We start from the raw sequence: 17,866 nt of genomic DNA, 5'->3' as shown, positions 1-17,866 counted from the left end.
TATGGCTTTTAATTATGATAATTATTTAAGAACAAGCAAAATGCCAACACTTTGGTGCTGGGGTTGTGGTGATGGTGTAATTTTAAAAAGTGTTATCCGTGCTATAGATGCGATGGGATGGAATATGGATGATGTTTGCGTGGTAAGTGGTATCGGATGTAGCGGACGCTTTTCAAGCTATGTTAATTGCAACACAGTCCATACAACTCACGGCCGTGCGATCGCATATGCTACAGGTATCAAACTAGCAAATCCAGATAAGCATGTAATAGTAATAACTGGTGATGGCGATGGCTTAGCAATCGGTGGTAACCATACAATCCATGGATGTCGCAGAAATATAGATATTAATCACATTTTAATTAATAACTTTATTTACGGCCTTACAAACTCACAAACAAGCCCTACAACTCCACAAGGCTTTTGGACTGTTACAGCTCAATGGGGAAATATAGATCCAAATTTTGACGCTGCTAAATTAGCAACAGCAGCCGGTGCGACATTTGTCGGTCGTGAGACTGTAATTAACCCAACTAGAATAGAAAAAATGCTAATCGAAGGGTTTAAACACGAGGGTTATAGCTTTTTTGATATATTCTCTAACTGCCATATAAATTTAGGTAGAAAAAACAAAATGGGCGAAGCTACTCAGATGGTTAAATGGATAGATGAGAGAACTCTACCTAAGGCTAAATTTGAAGCATTAAGCGATGAAGAGAAAAAAGGTAAATTCCCTACTGGTGTACTATTTAAAGATGAAAATCGCATAGAGTATTGTAAAGCATATGCTAAGGTTAAAGAAGCAGCTCAAAATAAGACAAAAGTGAATTTTGAGGAGATAATATGAGTTTAACAGAGTTAAGATTTGTCGGTGTTGGTGGTCAAGGTGTTATATTGGCTGGAGAGATCTTATCAGCAGCTAAAATTGAAGCTGGTGGATATGGAGTCAAGGCCTCAACATATACTTCTCAAGTTCGTGGTGGCCCAACAAAGGTTGATATAATTTTAAGCGATGAAGAGATCAAATATCCATATGCTAATGAGGGCGAAATTTGCTTTATGTTAGCAACTGCTCAAAATAGCTATAACGCATTTAAAGATGGTGTCAAAGAGGGCGGTATAATCGTAGTAGAGCCAAATTTGGTTAAGCCTAGTGAAGAGGACAAAAAACGCTGGAAAATCTATGAAATTCCTATTATCTCAATTGCTAAAGATGAAGTTGGAAATGTGATTACTCAAAGCGTTGTCGCTCTTGGTGTAGCTGTTAAATTCACAGGCGTTATGGATGAAGAGATCGTAAGAAATAAGATGTTAAGCTCAGTTCCAGATAAGGTAAAAGAAGCAAACAATAAAGCTTATGATCTAGGACTTGCATACGCTGCTAAATGTATGCAATAATCTTCACAAACCAAAGCCTAATTATTGGCTTTGGTTGCTCTTTATGTTGATACAATTAAGCAAATTTTAGAGTTTGCTTTGATATAATCTAGCTTAAATTCAACTCTTAAAGGAAATAAAATGGCAAAAGTTGGTATAGTATATGGCTCAAATGCTGGAGATACTAAAGTTGTAGCAGAGTATATAGGTCAGAGTTTTGATAGTGAAGTAATTGACGCAAAAGATCTTACGATTGATTTTTTAATCAAATATGATAAGTTGATTTTCGCAGCTTCTACACATGGCCATGGAGAACTACAAAAAGATTTTAGAGCCAAATTAAATATCATTAATGAAGCTGATTTTGGTGGTAAAACTCTAGCTTTAGTAGGTGTAGGCGGACAGGTTAAACATCCTACTACATTTCTTGATGGTTTAGTAGAGTTTTTACCATTAATTCGTGGTGTTAAACTTGTTGGTGCTACTGATATTGATGGATATGCGTTTAAAAATTCACTATCATTTATAAATGGCAAATTTATTGGTCTTGCGATTGATTATAAAAATGACAAAGATTGGCAAGCTAGAGCTGATAAATGGGTTGAATCTATTAAATCTGAATTCTAAATCTTATAAAGCTCAAAGTTAGCAATGGAAGCTTTTTTATTTGCAGAATATGTCGGTATAGCCTCAGCATCTTTGAGCGGATTTTTGTTTGGAATACGCAGAGGCTGTGACTGGCTAGGCGTATTCTTAGCAGCATTTTTAACTGCACTTGGCGGAGGATTGATTCGTGATATTATCGTGGGTCGCCCTGCATATTCTTTTACGCATTATACTCCTGTTTGTATTGTATTGGCTGTTATGATTTTGGCTTTTTTGCTTAAATTTCACCAAAAAGATAGAAATAATTTAGATAAAAAATTTATATTTATTATGACTGATGCAGTAGATGTAGTAAGCTTTTCTATTGTTGGGGCTATTGTATCTTTGGAATTTGGGCTTAATATTTTTGGCGTGATTATGGTGGCGTTTTTTAATGGTGTTGGTGGCGGAATTATGCGTGATGTACTATTAAATGAGGTTCCTTGGTTTTTAAAAACCGGATTATATGGTACGATTAGTATGGGTGTTGGAGCGATTTATTATCTAATGCATCTAGCAGGACTAACTAATATTTATTGTATTTTTGTGTTATTTACATTTGGTGTTACATGGCGGCTTGTAGCATACTATAGAAATTGGAATTTGCCGCAAATTCACTATAAGGATTAATTTATGCTAATGAATAACTATTCTAGAGCCGATGTGGGCTTTGTGCGTGGAGATGGTGCTATTTTATGGGATAATAGTGGTAAAGATTATATAGATTTTGCTAGTGGGATTGGGGTTTGTGCTTTAGGTCATAGCCACAAAGGCGTAGCGAAAGTGATCGCAAAACAAGCCAAAACTCTCTTGCACACTTCAAATTTATATAATATCGCCCCGCAAGCTAAACTTGCTGATAAGATATCAAATTTACTTGGTGGTGGATATGAGCTATTTTTTGCTAATAGTGGTGCTGAAGCAAATGAGTGTGCGATAAAATTAGCTAGAAAATTTGGTTTTAGCAAGGGTAGAAAAAGCGAAATTATCAGCCTTAAAAACTCATTTCACGGCAGGACAATCGCTACTTTAGCGATGACAGGGCAGGATAAATTTCATCCAGATGAATTTGGTGCTTATCCAGATGGATTTAAATTTTATGATAGCATAGATGAAATTATTACAAATTTAAATGAAAATACCGCAGCTGTGATAATAGAGCTAGTTCAAGGTGAAGGCGGGATAAATCCACTTGATAAGGATAAAGTTCAAAATTTAGCTAAAATTTTAAATCAAAAAGATATCTTACTAATTACTGATGAAGTCCAGTGTGGCGTCTATCGCACAGGGGAGTTTGTCACCTCTAAGCTATATGATATCGCACCTGATATCATCACATTTGCCAAAGGGCTTGGTAATGGTGTGCCAATTAGTGCGTGTGCAACTAGAAAATCTATATTTTCGCCAGGAGATCATGGTAGCACCTTTGGTGGTGGATTTTTGGTTACAAGTGTAGCTGAGTTCGTCTTAAGCGAGTTAGAGACACTAAAGAGTAGTGGAAAACTAAATAAAACTATAGCTAAATTTGAAAAAAATTTAGAGAAATTAGTTAGTAAAAATAGTGATATTTTTGAAAAAAGAGTTGGCATTGGCCTTATGCAAGGTATAGTAGTAAAAGATGTTGAATTTCTAGCTAAAATAGTGGCTAAAGCACTAGAGTGTGGGCTGTTGATTTTAAGATCTGGTAAGGATACATTAAGATTTTTACCTCCTTTGAATTTAAGCAAAAAAGAGCTAAAAGAGGGCTTTATAAGATTAAATTTAGCTATAAATAAGGCTAAAAAATGAGGCTAATCACCTATAAAAAAGATGAAAATATAAAGCTTGGCATATTAAGTGCAAATAACCGCATAATTGATATTAGTTATGCTGGAATAAATAAAAAGGATATGAACGAATTAATCATCACACTAAGTCAAGATGAACGTCAAATTTTAGAAGACCTTAGTACAAAAACAGGTGGTGAACCATATGACAGTGTAGAGATTTTAGCACCAATATTATCGCCTCTTCAAGATATTATTTGTCTTGGAATTAACTATATGGAACACGCTAAGGAGTCTTATAGGTTTAAAAAGATTGAATTTGATGGCAAAAGAGAATTTCCTGTATATTTTGGCAAACGAGCAAATTATATTTTAGGTGATAGGGCAATATTCCCAAGTCATAGTCATATTACACAAACTTTAGATTATGAGGTTGAGTTGGCACTAATAATTGGCAAAGACGCAACTAATGTAGTGCAAAATAGGGCGCTAGAATATGTTTTTGGATATACAATTTTAAACGATATCAGCTCACGAGATATCCAAAATCGATATAAGCAGTGGTATTATGGTAAAAGCCTAGATGGCTCAACACTTATGGGGCCATGGATTGAGACTAATCTAGATATATCAAATTTGAAAATAACTTCTAGAGTTAATGGAGAATTGCGTCAAAATGCAAATACTGCTGATATGATTTTTGATGCAGCATATGTAATAAGCGATTTAAGTGCTGGAATGACACTAAAGGCTGGAACGATAATTTCTTTAGGTACACCAAGTGGTGTTGGAATGGGTTTTACTCCACCAAAATATCTCAAAAAAGATGATATTGTAGAGTGCGAAATCGAAGGGATTGGCGTATTAAAAAACATAGTCGGCAAATAAGCAGTGTTGGGATATTTAAGCAAATTTAAAATATAATATAGAAAAAAGGAGAAAAAATGGCAGCATCAGATGAAGATGTAAAAAATGAAGGTAAAAAGAGTCCAGTGGTACTAATAGCGATTATAGGCGTAGTGGTCTTTTTACTTATCATTGGAGTAATTGTTGCAATGCTTTTGATGGGTGGAGGAGATGATAAACAAGTGTCTCAAGCAGCTGATACACCAGCATCACATATGGCTCCAAAACAGAGGTCAAATGACTTTTTTAACATCGGCCCTATGTACCCAATGGATCAGTATGTAGTAAATTTACTTAGCGAGAGTGGTACAAGATATCTAAAAACTACTATGAATTTGGAATTAAGTGAACAGACTTTAAGTCCAGAAATAGATAAAAAACAAGCACTAATTAGAGATATAATCATTAGAACTCTTTCGGCTAAAACTTATGAAGATGTAAGCACAGCTAAAGGCAAAGAGCGTCTCAAAGATGAATTGGTAACTAGAATAAATGAAGTCCTAAGAGATGGATATATCAAAAATGTATTTTTTACTGATTTTATTGTACAATGATAGGTATTGATATTGTCAGTATTAAAAGGATCGCTGCAGCCAAGGCTAGGCACGGCGATCTTTTTTTACATAAATTTTTAAATCCTAGTGAAATTGAGCTAGCTAAAAACGATGAAACTTTAGCTGGTTTTTGGGCTGCTAAAGAGGCTATTAGTAAAGCGCTTGGTTGTGGTATCGGAGCTGAATTTGGATTTGGTGATGCTACAATTTATAAAGATAATAAAGGTGCGCCAAAGATCAAATTTAATACAGAAACACTTTATAAATTTAATATTAAAAATACTTCTCTTAGTATAACTCACGATGGTGGATTTGCAATTGCTGCAGTGATAATTGAGCGATATTAAGCCATATAATTTGTAATATTAAATAATTCAAATTAAATTTTAAATCCTTATTTTATTAAATTAAAATCTGAAAATATATAATAGTATAATTACCAAAATCAATATTTGCTTAATAAAATTCAAATTGATTAGTTTACTAAAAAATTTAAATTTATAAATATAATTGATATAAAAATAGATTAGTGATTCATTTTAACGTTATTTGGGAATATTTTTTAGCAAAATCAAACTATGAGTTTTTGTTTTTCATTTGCAGTTAAAAACTCTACTTTGATTATAGCTAAAAAGATAGATTTTGGAGTAAGCAATGCGCCAAAATATGAAATAGACACAAAAGAGCTATATAGTCTTGAAATTAATGAAGCTTATAGAAATGTATATCAAAGCGTTGTTTTGCAGTGGCAAGATATTAGCAGTGGGGCTATGCGCCATCTTCGTGCTGGTAGTGGCGAGCCTAGTTATAATATGAGAATAAGCCAGCCTAAAAGCGATGGCGAGGCATACGCTAAAGCAAATGCAAAGCTAAACGAGCTTAAAAAAGGCGGTATCAGCGGTAGGTGTAGCCTAGCAGGGGCTAATATCATTACTGGCGGCTCTATAGTGTTTAAAAATACAAACAGCGATATAGAGCTAAAAAAGTTTAGCATAACAAGCATAAGGCATACGCTAAATAGTAGGGGAAATAGTATTGAGATTGAGTTTGATGGGTGAATTGGTGAGGCTAGTTGTGATCTAAATTGGCTTTTTTGGGGTGTTTATGGGCTAAGTTTTAGTTGGTGATTTGTTTACATATTAAATAAAAATATAATAAAGTAGGGTGGTAAGTAAATTTTATATCTTAGATTTAAATTATTGAAATTTAAAATAGTAAGAGCATATATATCAACTACAATTATTATTGTTTAGTTTTACCTCTGTATTATTGCTTCATTAGCCCACACCCTTTTTTTAATTACACTACAATTATCATAGATGATAACAATGGTTGATTGGTAAAGATTAAATAAAAACATAAAATGATTGAAAACAAACGCTTGACAAACAAAGCTATAATTATTATAATATAATTAAAAATATATATAAAAAGCACTATTTTATATATATAGTATTGAAAACTATAATTTTCAAACTAAAATAAATTCACCTATTTTGGGTTTTTTGATACTAAAAAATCCCCATTTTACCACTATTTATAGGATGTATGTATAATAATACATAGTAAAATATGTATTATTTTCATTAAAATAATAAGTAAAATTATTCTTGAAATTTTATGTATTATTTTATGTAAAATTTTACAATACATAAACCAAGAAATTAACTTAAATCAAAATTATATTCTATTTAGTATAAGCAAAAACTGAGCCAAAATTTGAATTAAACTGAAATTTATATTAAAATATAAAAAGATATAAAAGCTAAATAAATCAATATATTTTACCTATAACTACAGTAAATGACAACTAAAAATATATAATTCATCCAAGATAAAAATTACTAATATAATCTAAATTTAATCTTGATTATAAATTTATTTTGTCACTTATTGCAGCTAGTGTTTATTTGATTCTTTTTAAAACTACACCACATTCAATGTGATTAGTATGGACAAATTGGTCAAATATTGCAAATTTTACCACTTTATGTGTTTGACTTAGTATCTCTAAGTTATTTTGCAATGTCAGTGGATTGCATGATATATAAATTATATTATCTATCTTGCTCATAAAATCTAAAACCCTATCTTCACACCCTGCCCTTGGTGGATCGACTAATATATGGCTAAATCTATAACTATCTAAATCTACACCACGCAATCTCTCAAACTCTCGCTCCTTAGCTATTGCGCTCATTATCTCAGTAGCACTTAGTCTAGCAAATTTGATATTATTTACACTATTTAATTGGCAATTTTTTAAAGCCATATCAATTGAGCTTTTAGATATCTCAGTAGCTAAAACTTTTTGAAATTTAAGACTAATTGGTATAGTAAAATTCCCATGTCCGCAATATAGCTCTATTAAATCTGCTGCATTTTCTACTGCATTTACAGCCCATGAAATCATTTTTTCATTCATCTTTTTATTTGGCTGGATAAATGCCGTATCGCTCATAATATAGCTAAACTCACGCCCATTTATATTTAAAATCTCATTTATTTTTGTATCGCCAAATTCTAGCTTTACTCCCCTACTCCTAGCTATTAGACCTATTTTTAGCTTAGATTGTATATTGGCTAGATTATCTTTTATACTATTTACATCTTTATGATATAAAAGTGTTACTATAAGACTTTTGGCTGAGCTGATAAACTCTACGCCAAATAATCGCTCTACTAGAGCCTTATCTTCTTTTATTGTTTTTAGAAGTTCTGGCATTATATTTGATATCTTAGTATCTACTATCTGGCAGCTTTGTATCGGTAATTTAATATTTTGCTGACTACGCATACAGTAGCTTATATCGTTATTTTCATGCCAAATGCCAAATTCAGCTCTAGAGCGAAATCCACTCTCATCTGAGTCAAAAAACTCAAATTCTCCATTCCAAAACTTGCTAAAAAGCTCCCTTATCTTAGCGATTTTAAGCTGCTTTTGCTCACAATAGCTAAGAGTCAAAACACAACTTCCACAATCTCCTAAATACCTACAATCCACGCTTATACCCTACTCTTTTTCAAAGAAAAATCCAGCCCAACTCTGCGTTGTCGGCATAACTTCAAGGCTATTTATATTGACATGTTTTGGTAAATTTATACAATCAAGCACGATTTGAGCGATATCATCTGCTTTTAAATACTCAGTTCCATCATATACCGCATCGCTCTTTTGCTCATCGCCTTTATATCTTACTAGGCTAAATTCAGTCTTAGCAATGCCAGGTGCGATCTCTGTAACTCGTATATTATCGCCTTTTAAGTCATTTCTAAGATTAAAGCTAAACTGCTTTACAAAGGCCTTAGTAGCACCATAGACATTTCCGCCAGGATATGGCCACTGACCAGCCACGGAGCCAAGATTAAAGATATATCCGCTTTTTCGCTTTGTCATAATCGGTAAAATAGCCTTAGTAGCGTATAAAAGCCCTTTGATATTCGTATCTATCATAGTCTCAAAATCATCTAAACTAGCCTCATTTACACGCTCAAGCCCAAGAGCCAGCCCAGCATTATTAATCAAAATTTCAATATCTCTAAACTCACTTGGAAGACTATCTACGGCATCAAACACTGCTTTTTTATCCCTTATATCACAAGCTATTATATGTGTATTTTTTAGCTCATTTGCTAAAGCTTCAAGTCTATCTTGACGGCGACCAAGTAGTATTAGCTTATATCCATCTTTAGATAAAGCCCTAGCCATCGCTTCTCCAAAGCCAGATGTAGCCCCAGTTATAAAAGCTGTATTTTTCATCTTTAATCCTTAAATTTTATCATTTTGTGGGATAAATAGTTGATAGCTATCACCCAAAACATAGTGCAAACGATTAATATCTTTAGAAAAAATCGCTCCAAATTTACCATCCATAATCTTGCTACTAAAGCTTAAAAATTGTAAAATATTTTCATTATTTTTAAGCTTTAGTAGTGGATTTGTGCCATCATTTACGATATTTACCTTTTTATCAAAGATTTTTGATAAGCTCTCAAAATGCTCCCTTAGCTCTTTGCTATCATCATCAAATTTGTTATCAAAATGGTAAAAATATATACTAAAATCAAGCTGCTTACAGCAATCCATAATTACGCTAGAGTTGCTCTCAGCATCGGTTTTATCGCCTAAAATTACACCTCTTTTAACACTATTTAATCCACTTGTGCCTATTTTTAATACAGGAACTTTTAGAGCTTCATAGCCCTTTTTATATAGATTAAATGCTCTACCATTAGTAACTACTAGACCGATATCAAGCTCATTCATTTTAGATTTTTGAATCGATATTGTAGTGCTAAAGTAGTCAATTTTGATAAAAATACTCTCCGATCTAAGCTCTTTAATATCGCTAAAAATTTTGCTAAGAGTTGGATTTACTACCTTTATATATAGCTTTTTGCTATTTAATTTTTTATGCAATTCTAATGTATCGCTTAGCAATCTTTCTATATCGTTATTGCTCATTAGCTTCATATCCAAGGCTAAATAGATATTATTGCCAAATGGATTTGGGAATTGACCAGGTTCTTTTTTAATCGCACGGAATACATTTTCTAAAATTCTAGGCTCTCCAACTACTAGCAAAGTATCATTTGGCAAGATTAGTGTATTAGAAGTAGCTATTGTATAACTTCCATTGCGATATATCATAGCAATTTTCCAGCGTTTTTTACGGATATTACCTACATGGCGGTAAGCATAGCTACTACCATGTGGGACTTGAACTTCCATAATCTCCCCTAGCCCAAGACCGATATTATCAGCGATTACTGGCACATCAGGCAAGAAATCCATAAATCTAGAGCTTAGAATCTTTCTAGCATCAATTATAGATATTAGATTATCGCCCTTAAAATGCCTTCTCATACCCCATAAATCCAGCACATCTATCTCTAAATTTGGATAAATTTGACGCAGATTTTCACAAACGCATATTATGTCAAATTCATTTTGCATTATCACCATAGCTTGTTCAAATTCGGTTTTTAAATGTAGTTTAAGCTTGCCAAGGCTAGTTGGGTCAAAGTTATAAAATATAAAATTCTCAAAATTCACATCCCAGCTAGGGATTGTCTCTTCATTATAGGTGATTACTGTGTAGTTGTGTAAGGCGTTATTTTTGCTATTAAATAGTCGCTCTAAGAAATTTTTGGCTAAAATTCCATCAGCAATAATCAAGATATTTTTCATCAATTCTCCATAAAAATATGGCCTTATATTATCATAATTGAAATTTAAAATAGATAAAATGTGGATTTTAAATATCTGTACCTAACTCATTATTATAAAGCTAAACAAAGTCAAATAAAATTAAAAATACGATAATAACTTAAAAGTATGAAATATTAAACTCTTAAATAGAGATATTATTGTTTTTGCCATTATCGTATAAAATATATTAATAATAAATAGTTGAGATATTATGATTTTTCGTAGTTAGTAAAATTCTTATAAATGTGTTATAATGTTTTTATAATTTGTATTATTGAAAGAATAATTGTATGGAAACTCACCACATATTACCAAAATCGGAAATGACAGAAGAAGATATTAAATTTCAATTTATTACTCCAGCATTGTCGGCAAAATGGGATACTAAAAAAATCACCATGGAGACGGCTCCTGTAAATAATTTCACGGATGGGAAGGTTCTTATTAAAGGAAATGTGCCAAGTCGTGATAAAAGGAAAAGATGTGACTATGTTCTTTGGTATAATAAAGGGACTCCACTTGCGATTGTAGAAGCTAAAGATAATAATCATTCGACATCGTTTGGTATGCAACAAGCCATTTCCTATGGAATTATGATGAATGTTCCTTTTGTCTATACATCAAACGGAGATAGCTTTTTTGAACACGATTTTACAACTGGGCTTGAAAAAGAATTTCCCCTTTTGGAGTTTCCCACTGCAGATGAACTTTATGCCCGGTGGAAAGGTGTTGATGCAACAAAAATTCTAGAAGTTGAAAACCGAGAACGATATGTGATGGATGGAGAATCAAAAGCATATGATGTTCCACTTTGTTTTGAAGAAAATCTTTTGAATACGCCTTTCTATTCTGGTTCAAATTGTTATCCCCCTAGGTATTATCAGCGAAATGCGGTAAATAGAACCCTTGCGGCAATTTCACAACAACAAACTCGAATTCTTATTGTAATGGCAACTGGAACAGGAAAAACCTATACGGCTTTTCAGATTGTATGGAGACTTCTTGAGTCTGGAGCAAAGAAGAAAGTGCTCTATCTTGCTGATAGAAATAATCTCGTAGATCAGACTATTAACGGTGACTTTAAGCCTTTAGAAAAAGTAATCCACAAAATCAATTTCCAAAAAGAAGATAAATCAAAAATTTCAGCATATCAGGTCTATTTTGCCCTTTATCAACAGTTGGATTCCGCAAAGCACCTAGGAGAGGAAGTTGAAGAAACAGAAGCTGAAATAGAAGCAGAAATTGCCAAATATAAAGAGTTCTTCAAACCAGATTTCTTTGATCTTATTATTGTTGATGAGTGCCATCGTGGGTCTGCAAAGGCTGATTCTCGCTGGCGAAAGATTCTTGATTATTTTAGCAGTGCTACACAGATTGGTATGACAGCTACACCAAAGGAAACAAAATATGTTTCTAACATCGATTATTTTGGAGAACCTGTTTACAGCTACAGTCTTAAACAAGGAATTGAAGATGGATTTCTTGCTCCATTCAAGGTAATACATGTTCGGACTAGTATTGATGATGGCTGGAGACCAAAACAAGGTCAAAAGGATATTAACGGAGTAGAAATCGAAGACCGAGAATACAACCTTTCTGACTATGATTACAATATCATCATTCAAGATAGAATTGATGAAGTTGCCCAAGAAATTACAAAATTCTTAAAAGAAACAGACCGTATGTCCAAGACAATTGTATTTTGTCCCACAGAAGATGCCGCAGAACGCATGCGAGTTGCACTGAACAATTTAAATACTGATATGATTCTAAAAGATAATCAGGGCAATGTAAAAGAGCAGTATGTTGTCCGTATCACTGGAAGTGATAAATATGGAAAAGAAAAGCTGGATTATTTCATTTCAGTTTCGCAGCCATATCCCGTTATTGCAACTACATCAAAGCTTCTTTCTACTGGAAGCGACTGCAAAATGGTAAAACTCATCGTTTTAGATGAGCTAATCAATTCAATGACAGAGTTTAAGCAGATAATTGGCCGTGGAACTCGTCTTAGATATGATGAGGGAAAAACTCATTTTACAATAATGGATTTTCGCCGTGTAAGCCGTTTGTTTGCCGACCCAGAATGGGATGGAGAGATTGAACAAGATGACGATTATAATCCAAATCCACAGCCAGAAGGCGAATATGAGGGTGATTTTGGAGATGGCAGTGATGATAAGGGGAGCCACAATGGTAGGAAAGAAATTCAGTTTGTTAAAAAAGGCAGCGTTACTGTACAGGTTCTACAAAGAGTAGTTTCTATCTACGATACAGATGGCAAACTTCTGAAGCAAGAAAGCATCGAAGATTACACAAAAGAAAGTATTCTTGGAACATATCAAACCCTTGAAAATTTTATCCAGACCTGGAATGAAGAGCAGAAGAAAGAAGTCATCCGCAATATGCTTAAAGAGCGTGGTATAGATTTAGAACTCATTAAAAAAGATCAAAATATGATGGATGTGGATGACTTTGATTTTATATGCCATATCGCATTTGACCAAAAGCCCTTGACTCGTCGTGAGCGTGCAGAAAGGGTAAAGAAGCGAGATCTTTTTGGTAAATATGGAGAAGCTGCAAAAGAGGTGATCAATGCGCTGCTGGATAAATATGCCCAACTTGGCATTTACGACATTGAGTCAACCGAAATTCTCAAGCAGAGTCCATTTACAAAGTTTGGGAAACCTTCTCGGATTGCAGCCTTGTTTGGGGGAAATGATGAGTATAGAACAGCTCTTCGTGAATTAGAAAATGAATTATATAAAATAGCATAAGGTGTGTCACACGGATTGGATTTTGCTAACACAAAATCTGAAAAAAGGAAATCAAAAATCCGTGCGACAAAATAAAAGGAATAAATAAATGAGCAACTTAAGTGGTTTTGTAAAAAGAGTCCGTGATGTAATGCGGAACGATGCCGGTATCAATGGTGATGCCCAGAGAATTGAACAGATAACCTGGATGCTTTTCTTAAAAGTTTATGACGCAAAAGAAGAAGACTGGGAATTTGATGATGAACAATTTGAATCTATAATTCCCCAAAAATTACGCTGGAGAAATTGGGCTCATGTAGAAAATCAACATGATGGACTTACCGGAGACCAGCTTTTGAATTTTGTAAATAATGAACTTTTCCCAACATTAAGAAAACTTGAAATAAATTCAGATACACCAATTCGTCAAAGTATTGTGCGCACAACTTTTGAAGATGCAAACAATTATATGAAAGATGGAGTGCTTCTCCGTCAGATTATCAATATTATTGATGAGCTTGATTTTGGAAGCTACGAAGAAACCCATGCCTTTGGCGAAATATATGAAACTATTTTAAAAGAACTTCAAAGTGCAGGTTCTGCGGGTGAATTTTACACTCCACGTGCCGTAACAGAGTTTATGGCAAAAATGATTAAACCACAAATTGGCGAAACAATGGCTGATTTTGCCTGTGGAACAGGAGGCTTCCTTTCAAGTTGGATAAAAGAACTTGAGGCAATCAAAGACGCAAAAGGATCAATCAGCAATGAAGATTCTGAAAAGCTTTACAATTCAATTTACGCAATCGAAAAAAAACAATTCCCATATATGCTTTGCGTAACAAATATGTTGCTTCACGGAATTGACAATCCAAAAGTATTTCACGATAACTCACTTACAAAAAAACTTTTGGACTACACAGAAAAAGATGCATTTGATGTAATTCTTATGAATCCACCTTATGGCGGAAGCGAAAAAGAAGACATCAAGCAAAACTTTCCAGCTGATTTAAAATCAAGCGAAACAGCAGATCTTTTTATAGCTGTTATTTTGTATCGTCTAAAGAAAAATGGTCGTGCCGCTGTAATTATTCCTGATGGATTTTTGTTCGGCAATGATAACGCAAAGATAAATCTCAAGAAGAAGCTGCTAACAGAATATAATCTACATACCGTGGTGCGGTTGCCACAAAGTGTCTTTTCTCCTTATACAAGCATTACAACAAATATTCTCTTTTTCAACAATGAAGAACCAACCGGTAAAACATGGTTTTATCGTGTAGATATACCAGATGGAATTAAACACTTTTCTAAAACTAAACCGATGAAACTTTCTGATTTTGATGATTGTGTTGCATGGTGGAATAATCGTAAAGAAATAGCCGATGAAGAAGGAAATCCAAAGGCAAAATGCTTTACTTCTTACGAGCTTATAGAAGGTGGCTATAACCTTGACCTTTGCGGTTATCCTCACGAGGAAGAGGAAATCTTAAGCATAAAAGAGACAATCATAAATTATAAAAAGCATAGTGAAGCTGCAGAAGAAAAAATCAATGTAACACTAGCAAAAATTACTAAAATCCTTGGAATTGAATTATAGGAGAAAAATTGGCAAAGACTTATACTATTCCTAAATTACCACTTGGAATTGACCTTGAAACAAAAGAAATACTCAAACAAGTTAATCTTGCAAACAAAGCGTTAGCAGAATTAAAAGGAGTTGCTCATACAATTCCAAATGAAGGTGTTTTGATTAATTCTCTTGTTATACAAGAAGCAAAGGAAAGTTCCGAAGTAGAAAATATAGTAACAACCCATGATGAGATTTTTCAAGCAGATCTTTCTGTAAGTAATTATGCAGTTAGCAATGCAGCAAAAGAGGTTATGAATTATAGAGAAGCTATGCTTGAAGGTTTTTCAAGAGTAAAAGAAAATATGCTTCTTACAAATAACATTATTAAAAATATTCAAGAAAAGCTTGAAAAAAATAAAGCTGGGTTTAGAACAAGTGCTGTAACATTACAAAATTCTAAGCAAGAAATTGTTTATGCTCCTCCAAAAACAGGAGATGAAGTTGAACATTATATGTCAAATCTTGAACAATTTATTAACAATTCTGAATTATCTGATTTAGATCCATTGATTAAACTAGCAATAATACATCACCAATTTGAAAGTATACATCCTTTTTATGATGGTAACGGAAGAACTGGGCGTATTATTTCTGTTTTATATTTAGTACAAAATAGACTTTTGGATTTACCAATTTTATATTTGAGTCGTTATATCACTCGTAATAAAGCCGATTATTACAAATTGATTCAAGCTGTCCGCGATAATGATGGAGATATCAAGGATTGGCAGAATTGGGTTATGTTTATTCTTAAAGGAATAGAAGTTACTTCTAAAGAAACAATTATTTTAATAAATGGTATTGCGCAATTAATGGCACAATATAAAGTAATCTTAAAACCCGTATTTGGAAAAACATATAAACATGAACTTTTGAATAATTTATTTTTCCATCCGTATACAAAGATTGAATTTATTGAACGGGATATGAATGTTCAACGCAAAACGGCAGCAAAATATCTTGATATGATTGTAGATTTAAAACTTTTGACAAAAATGAAAAAAGGATCATCTAATTATTATATTAATAATGCTTTATTTGAATTATTTCTAAATCAAGGAAAAGTTGTATCAGAAGTTGAAACTATTGAATCTGTAAAATCGTAATATGTACCCAATTTAACGATTTTGGGTACATGCTCATTCGTATATGTACCCAAAATATTGTTTTTGGGTACATATTGATGACATTATGTACCCAATTTGATGAATTTGGCAACATAAAAAAGGAAACTAAATTGGCAAAGATAAAAAAAGATACAAATTTAAGAAAAGCAATTCTCCAAGCGGCCATAACAGGCCAGTTGATTAGTAATGTAAAAGGGGAAACTAAAACAGGCAAAGAGCTTTTAGACAAAATTATAGAAGAACGCAACGCAAAACTTCTAGCCGATTGGGAAGAAGCAAAAAAGAAAAACTCAAAAGCCAAAAAGCCTACTCCAATTGTCGCAAGTGAGATTACAGAAGATGAAATCCCCTTTGAAATTCCTAAAAACTGGTGTTGGTGTAGATTGGGAAATTTGGGTACATTTATTAATGGGGATAGAGGAAGTAATTATCCATCAAAAGAAAAATTGTCATCCAATGGAGAAATACCTTTTGTAAGTGCAATAAATTTTGAAAATACAACATTGAGAAAAGATAATCTATTGTATGTTTCACAAAAGCAATATGATTTACTTCGGACTGGAAAATTACAAAAAGAAGATTTTGCAATTTGTATAAGAGGTTCATTAGGTAAATTCTGTTTTTATCCATTAGAAGTTGGAGCAATTGCATCTTCATTAGTAATTCTTAGAGCAAATGAAATAATTAACAAAAAGTATCTTTATTATTATTTATGTTCTGGTTTTTTTTATGAAGAAATAAAAAGATTTAACAATGGAACTGCACAACCAAATTTAGCTGCTGGTGATTTAATTAAATTTTTATTCCCACTCCCACCACTTGCCGTGCAAAATGCCATTGTTGCAAAACTTGAAGAAGTGCTGCCATTGGTTGATGCTTACGAAAATGCGGTTCTCCAAAAAGAGGAATTAAAAACCGCTCTTCCAGACAAAGTAAAAAAAGCCATTTTACAAGAGGCAATACAAGGCAAACTCACAGAATCTTGGCGAAAAACTGCCACAATAGAAGAAAGTGGCAAACAACTTTTAGATAGAATTATAGAAGAACGCAACGCAAAACTTCTAGCCGATTGGGAAGAAGCAAAGAAGAAAAACCCAAAAGCCAAAAAGCCCGCTCCAATTGCCGCAAGTGAAATTACAGAAGATGAAATCCCCTTTGAAATTCCTAAAAGCTGGTGTTGGTGTAGATTATCAAATCTCTGCAATCTTTATACAGGTAATAGCATTAATGAAACTGAAAAAAAACTTAAATATACAAATATAAAAGATGGTTGGGTTTATATTGGAACAAAAGATGTGGGATTTGATCAAACAATAAACTACGATAATGGTATAAAAATTCCTTTTGAAAAAGACACTTTTCGCATTGCACCTAAAAATACAGTTTTAATGTGTATTGAAGGTGGTAGCGCTGGAAGAAAAATTGCTTTTACAAATCAAGATGTATGTTTTGGAAATAAACTTTGTTGTTTTAATCCATATAAATATGAAGTTGAAAAGTTTTTATTCTATTTTCTGCAAAGTACAGTTTTTATAGATGCATTTAAAGATAATATTAATGGAATAATTGGTGGTGTAAGTATTAATAAAATAAAAGAAATGCTATTTCCACTCCCACCACTTGCCGAGCAAGAAAAGATTGTAGAAATAATAGAACAGATGTTGCCTTTATGTGAAAAGTTGGGTGGATAAAATGAGTTTTGATGAAAGAATAAGAAAAGCAATTTTAGATATTTAAAGAGAATAATATAATCTAAAAGCCTTTTTATAGCTAACTTCTGCTTTAAACTTAAAGTATATTTTATATGAGACTTTTAAACTCAAAACTATAAGAAATTTTGCATATTCTAAATTTATTATATTGATAAAGCGATTTAATATTATATATCTT

16 protein-coding genes are annotated in these 17,866 nt (G+C 32.9%); 13 read left to right on the top strand and 3 right to left on the bottom strand.

From position 1 onward, the window contains the following. The first annotated feature begins 1 nt into the window (after position 1). From CIGNP91_RS02740 to CIGNP91_RS02700, 9 genes are all read left to right on the top strand, one after another. Positions 2–847 (top strand): 2-oxoglutarate ferredoxin oxidoreductase subunit beta, encoded by an 846-nt coding sequence (locus CIGNP91_RS02740; protein ID WP_086227983.1) that lies wholly within the window; start codon positions 2–4, stop codon positions 845–847. Further along, on the top strand, positions 844–1,398 hold the full coding sequence (locus CIGNP91_RS02735; RefSeq protein ID WP_086224498.1) for a 2-oxoacid:acceptor oxidoreductase family protein: 555 nt from the start codon (positions 844–846) through the stop codon (positions 1,396–1,398). The genes CIGNP91_RS02740 and CIGNP91_RS02735 overlap by 4 nt, the downstream gene beginning before the upstream one ends. A gap of 120 nt (positions 1,399–1,518) precedes the next feature. Next, complete coding sequence (locus CIGNP91_RS02730) at positions 1,519–2,004, top strand: flavodoxin domain-containing protein (protein WP_086253310.1); 486 nt, start codon at positions 1,519–1,521, stop codon at positions 2,002–2,004. A 24-nt stretch (positions 2,005–2,028) separates the two neighbouring features. Beyond that, positions 2,029–2,652 carry a trimeric intracellular cation channel family protein gene (locus CIGNP91_RS02725; RefSeq protein ID WP_086253309.1) on the top strand — a complete coding sequence of 208 codons (624 nt, stop codon included), beginning with the start codon at positions 2,029–2,031 and terminating at the stop codon, positions 2,650–2,652. Positions 2,653–2,655: 3 nt separating this feature from the next. Next, entirely contained in the window at positions 2,656–3,810 is a 1,155-nt protein-coding gene (locus tag CIGNP91_RS02720) for an aminotransferase class III-fold pyridoxal phosphate-dependent enzyme (protein ID WP_086253308.1), read from the top strand. Beyond that, positions 3,807–4,676 carry a fumarylacetoacetate hydrolase family protein gene (locus tag CIGNP91_RS02715; protein ID WP_086253307.1) on the top strand — a complete coding sequence of 290 codons (870 nt, stop codon included), beginning with the start codon at positions 3,807–3,809 and terminating at the stop codon, positions 4,674–4,676. Before CIGNP91_RS02720 ends, CIGNP91_RS02715 begins: the two co-directional genes overlap by 4 nt. Positions 4,677–4,732: 56 nt before the next feature. Next, positions 4,733–5,248: a flagellar basal body-associated protein FliL gene (gene fliL / locus CIGNP91_RS02710; RefSeq protein WP_086232079.1), complete on the top strand. Its 516-nt coding sequence runs from the start codon at positions 4,733–4,735 to the stop codon at positions 5,246–5,248. Beyond that, positions 5,245–5,595: a holo-ACP synthase gene (gene acpS / locus CIGNP91_RS02705; RefSeq protein WP_086253306.1), complete on the top strand. Its 351-nt coding sequence runs from the start codon at positions 5,245–5,247 to the stop codon at positions 5,593–5,595. Before fliL ends, acpS begins: the two co-directional genes overlap by 4 nt. Before the next feature lie 231 nt (positions 5,596–5,826). Next, positions 5,827–6,306, top strand: a complete 480-nt coding sequence (locus tag CIGNP91_RS02700; RefSeq protein WP_086253305.1) for a hypothetical protein — start codon at positions 5,827–5,829, stop codon at positions 6,304–6,306. Between the two features lie 848 nt (positions 6,307–7,154). Here CIGNP91_RS02700 and trmA read toward each other — a convergent pair. From trmA to CIGNP91_RS02685, 3 genes are read right to left on the bottom strand one after another with little or no spacing between them, the layout of a single operon-like run. Continuing rightward, a complete protein-coding gene (gene trmA, locus CIGNP91_RS02695) occupies positions 7,155–8,252 on the bottom strand; it encodes a tRNA (uridine(54)-C5)-methyltransferase TrmA (RefSeq protein ID WP_086253304.1) in 1,098 nt (365 codons plus the stop codon). A 9-nt stretch (positions 8,253–8,261) separates the two neighbouring features. Beyond that, entirely contained in the window at positions 8,262–9,008 is a 747-nt protein-coding gene (locus CIGNP91_RS02690; protein WP_086253303.1) for an SDR family oxidoreductase, read from the bottom strand. 9 nt (positions 9,009–9,017) lie between these two features. Continuing rightward, positions 9,018–10,439, bottom strand: coding sequence for a COG3400 family protein (locus CIGNP91_RS02685; protein WP_086253302.1), 1,422 nt, complete (start codon positions 10,437–10,439; stop codon positions 9,018–9,020). 344 nt (positions 10,440–10,783) lie between these two features. Here CIGNP91_RS02685 and hsdR point away from each other — a divergent pair, with 344 nt between their 5' ends. The 4 genes from hsdR (at position 10,784) to CIGNP91_RS02665 (ending at position 17,667) form a co-directional block, all read left to right on the top strand. Further along, positions 10,784–13,237, top strand: a complete 2,454-nt coding sequence (gene hsdR / locus CIGNP91_RS02680) for an EcoAI/FtnUII family type I restriction enzme subunit R (RefSeq protein ID WP_201790878.1) — start codon at positions 10,784–10,786, stop codon at positions 13,235–13,237. Between the two features lie 88 nt (positions 13,238–13,325). Beyond that, positions 13,326–14,816, top strand: a complete 1,491-nt coding sequence (locus CIGNP91_RS02675) for a type I restriction-modification system subunit M (RefSeq protein WP_086253300.1) — start codon at positions 13,326–13,328, stop codon at positions 14,814–14,816. An 8-nt stretch (positions 14,817–14,824) separates the two neighbouring features. Then, positions 14,825–15,955, top strand: coding sequence for a Fic family protein (locus tag CIGNP91_RS02670; RefSeq protein WP_086252460.1), 1,131 nt, complete (start codon positions 14,825–14,827; stop codon positions 15,953–15,955). 131 nt (positions 15,956–16,086) lie between these two features. Beyond that, positions 16,087–17,667 carry a restriction endonuclease subunit S gene (locus tag CIGNP91_RS02665; RefSeq protein ID WP_180383202.1) on the top strand — a complete coding sequence of 527 codons (1,581 nt, stop codon included), beginning with the start codon at positions 16,087–16,089 and terminating at the stop codon, positions 17,665–17,667. The last annotated feature ends 199 nt before the right edge of the window (positions 17,668–17,866 follow it).

Origin of the sequence: Campylobacter sp. P091 (genome assembly GCF_002138935.1) — a bacterium.
Lineage (GTDB): Bacteria > Campylobacterota > Campylobacteria > Campylobacterales > Campylobacteraceae > Campylobacter > Campylobacter devanensis.
Note: the sequence above shows the minus strand (reverse complement) of the source record. Positions and strands in the feature narration are given on the sequence as shown.

Coding starts and splice junctions, on each gene's coding strand:
- CIGNP91_RS02730 (WP_086253310.1), top strand. CDS start 1,519: ATGGCAAAAGTTGGTATAGTATATGGCTCAAATGCTGGAGATACTAAA.
- CIGNP91_RS02720 (WP_086253308.1), top strand. CDS start 2,656: ATGCTAATGAATAACTATTCTAGAGCCGATGTGGGCTTTGTGCGTGGA.
- CIGNP91_RS02700 (WP_086253305.1), top strand. CDS start 5,827: ATGAGTTTTTGTTTTTCATTTGCAGTTAAAAACTCTACTTTGATTATA.
- fliL (WP_086232079.1), top strand. CDS start 4,733: ATGGCAGCATCAGATGAAGATGTAAAAAATGAAGGTAAAAAGAGTCCA.
- CIGNP91_RS02675 (WP_086253300.1), top strand. CDS start 13,326: ATGAGCAACTTAAGTGGTTTTGTAAAAAGAGTCCGTGATGTAATGCGG.
- CIGNP91_RS02735 (WP_086224498.1), top strand. CDS start 844: ATGAGTTTAACAGAGTTAAGATTTGTCGGTGTTGGTGGTCAAGGTGTT.
- hsdR (WP_201790878.1), top strand. CDS start 10,784: ATGACAGAAGAAGATATTAAATTTCAATTTATTACTCCAGCATTGTCG.
- CIGNP91_RS02690 (WP_086253303.1), bottom strand. CDS start 9,008: ATGAAAAATACAGCTTTTATAACTGGGGCTACATCTGGCTTTGGAGAA.
- CIGNP91_RS02715 (WP_086253307.1), top strand. CDS start 3,807: ATGAGGCTAATCACCTATAAAAAAGATGAAAATATAAAGCTTGGCATA.
- CIGNP91_RS02725 (WP_086253309.1), top strand. CDS start 2,029: ATGGAAGCTTTTTTATTTGCAGAATATGTCGGTATAGCCTCAGCATCT.
- acpS (WP_086253306.1), top strand. CDS start 5,245: ATGATAGGTATTGATATTGTCAGTATTAAAAGGATCGCTGCAGCCAAG.
- CIGNP91_RS02685 (WP_086253302.1), bottom strand. CDS start 10,439: ATGAAAAATATCTTGATTATTGCTGATGGAATTTTAGCCAAAAATTTC.
- CIGNP91_RS02740 (WP_086227983.1), top strand. CDS start 2: ATGGCTTTTAATTATGATAATTATTTAAGAACAAGCAAAATGCCAACA.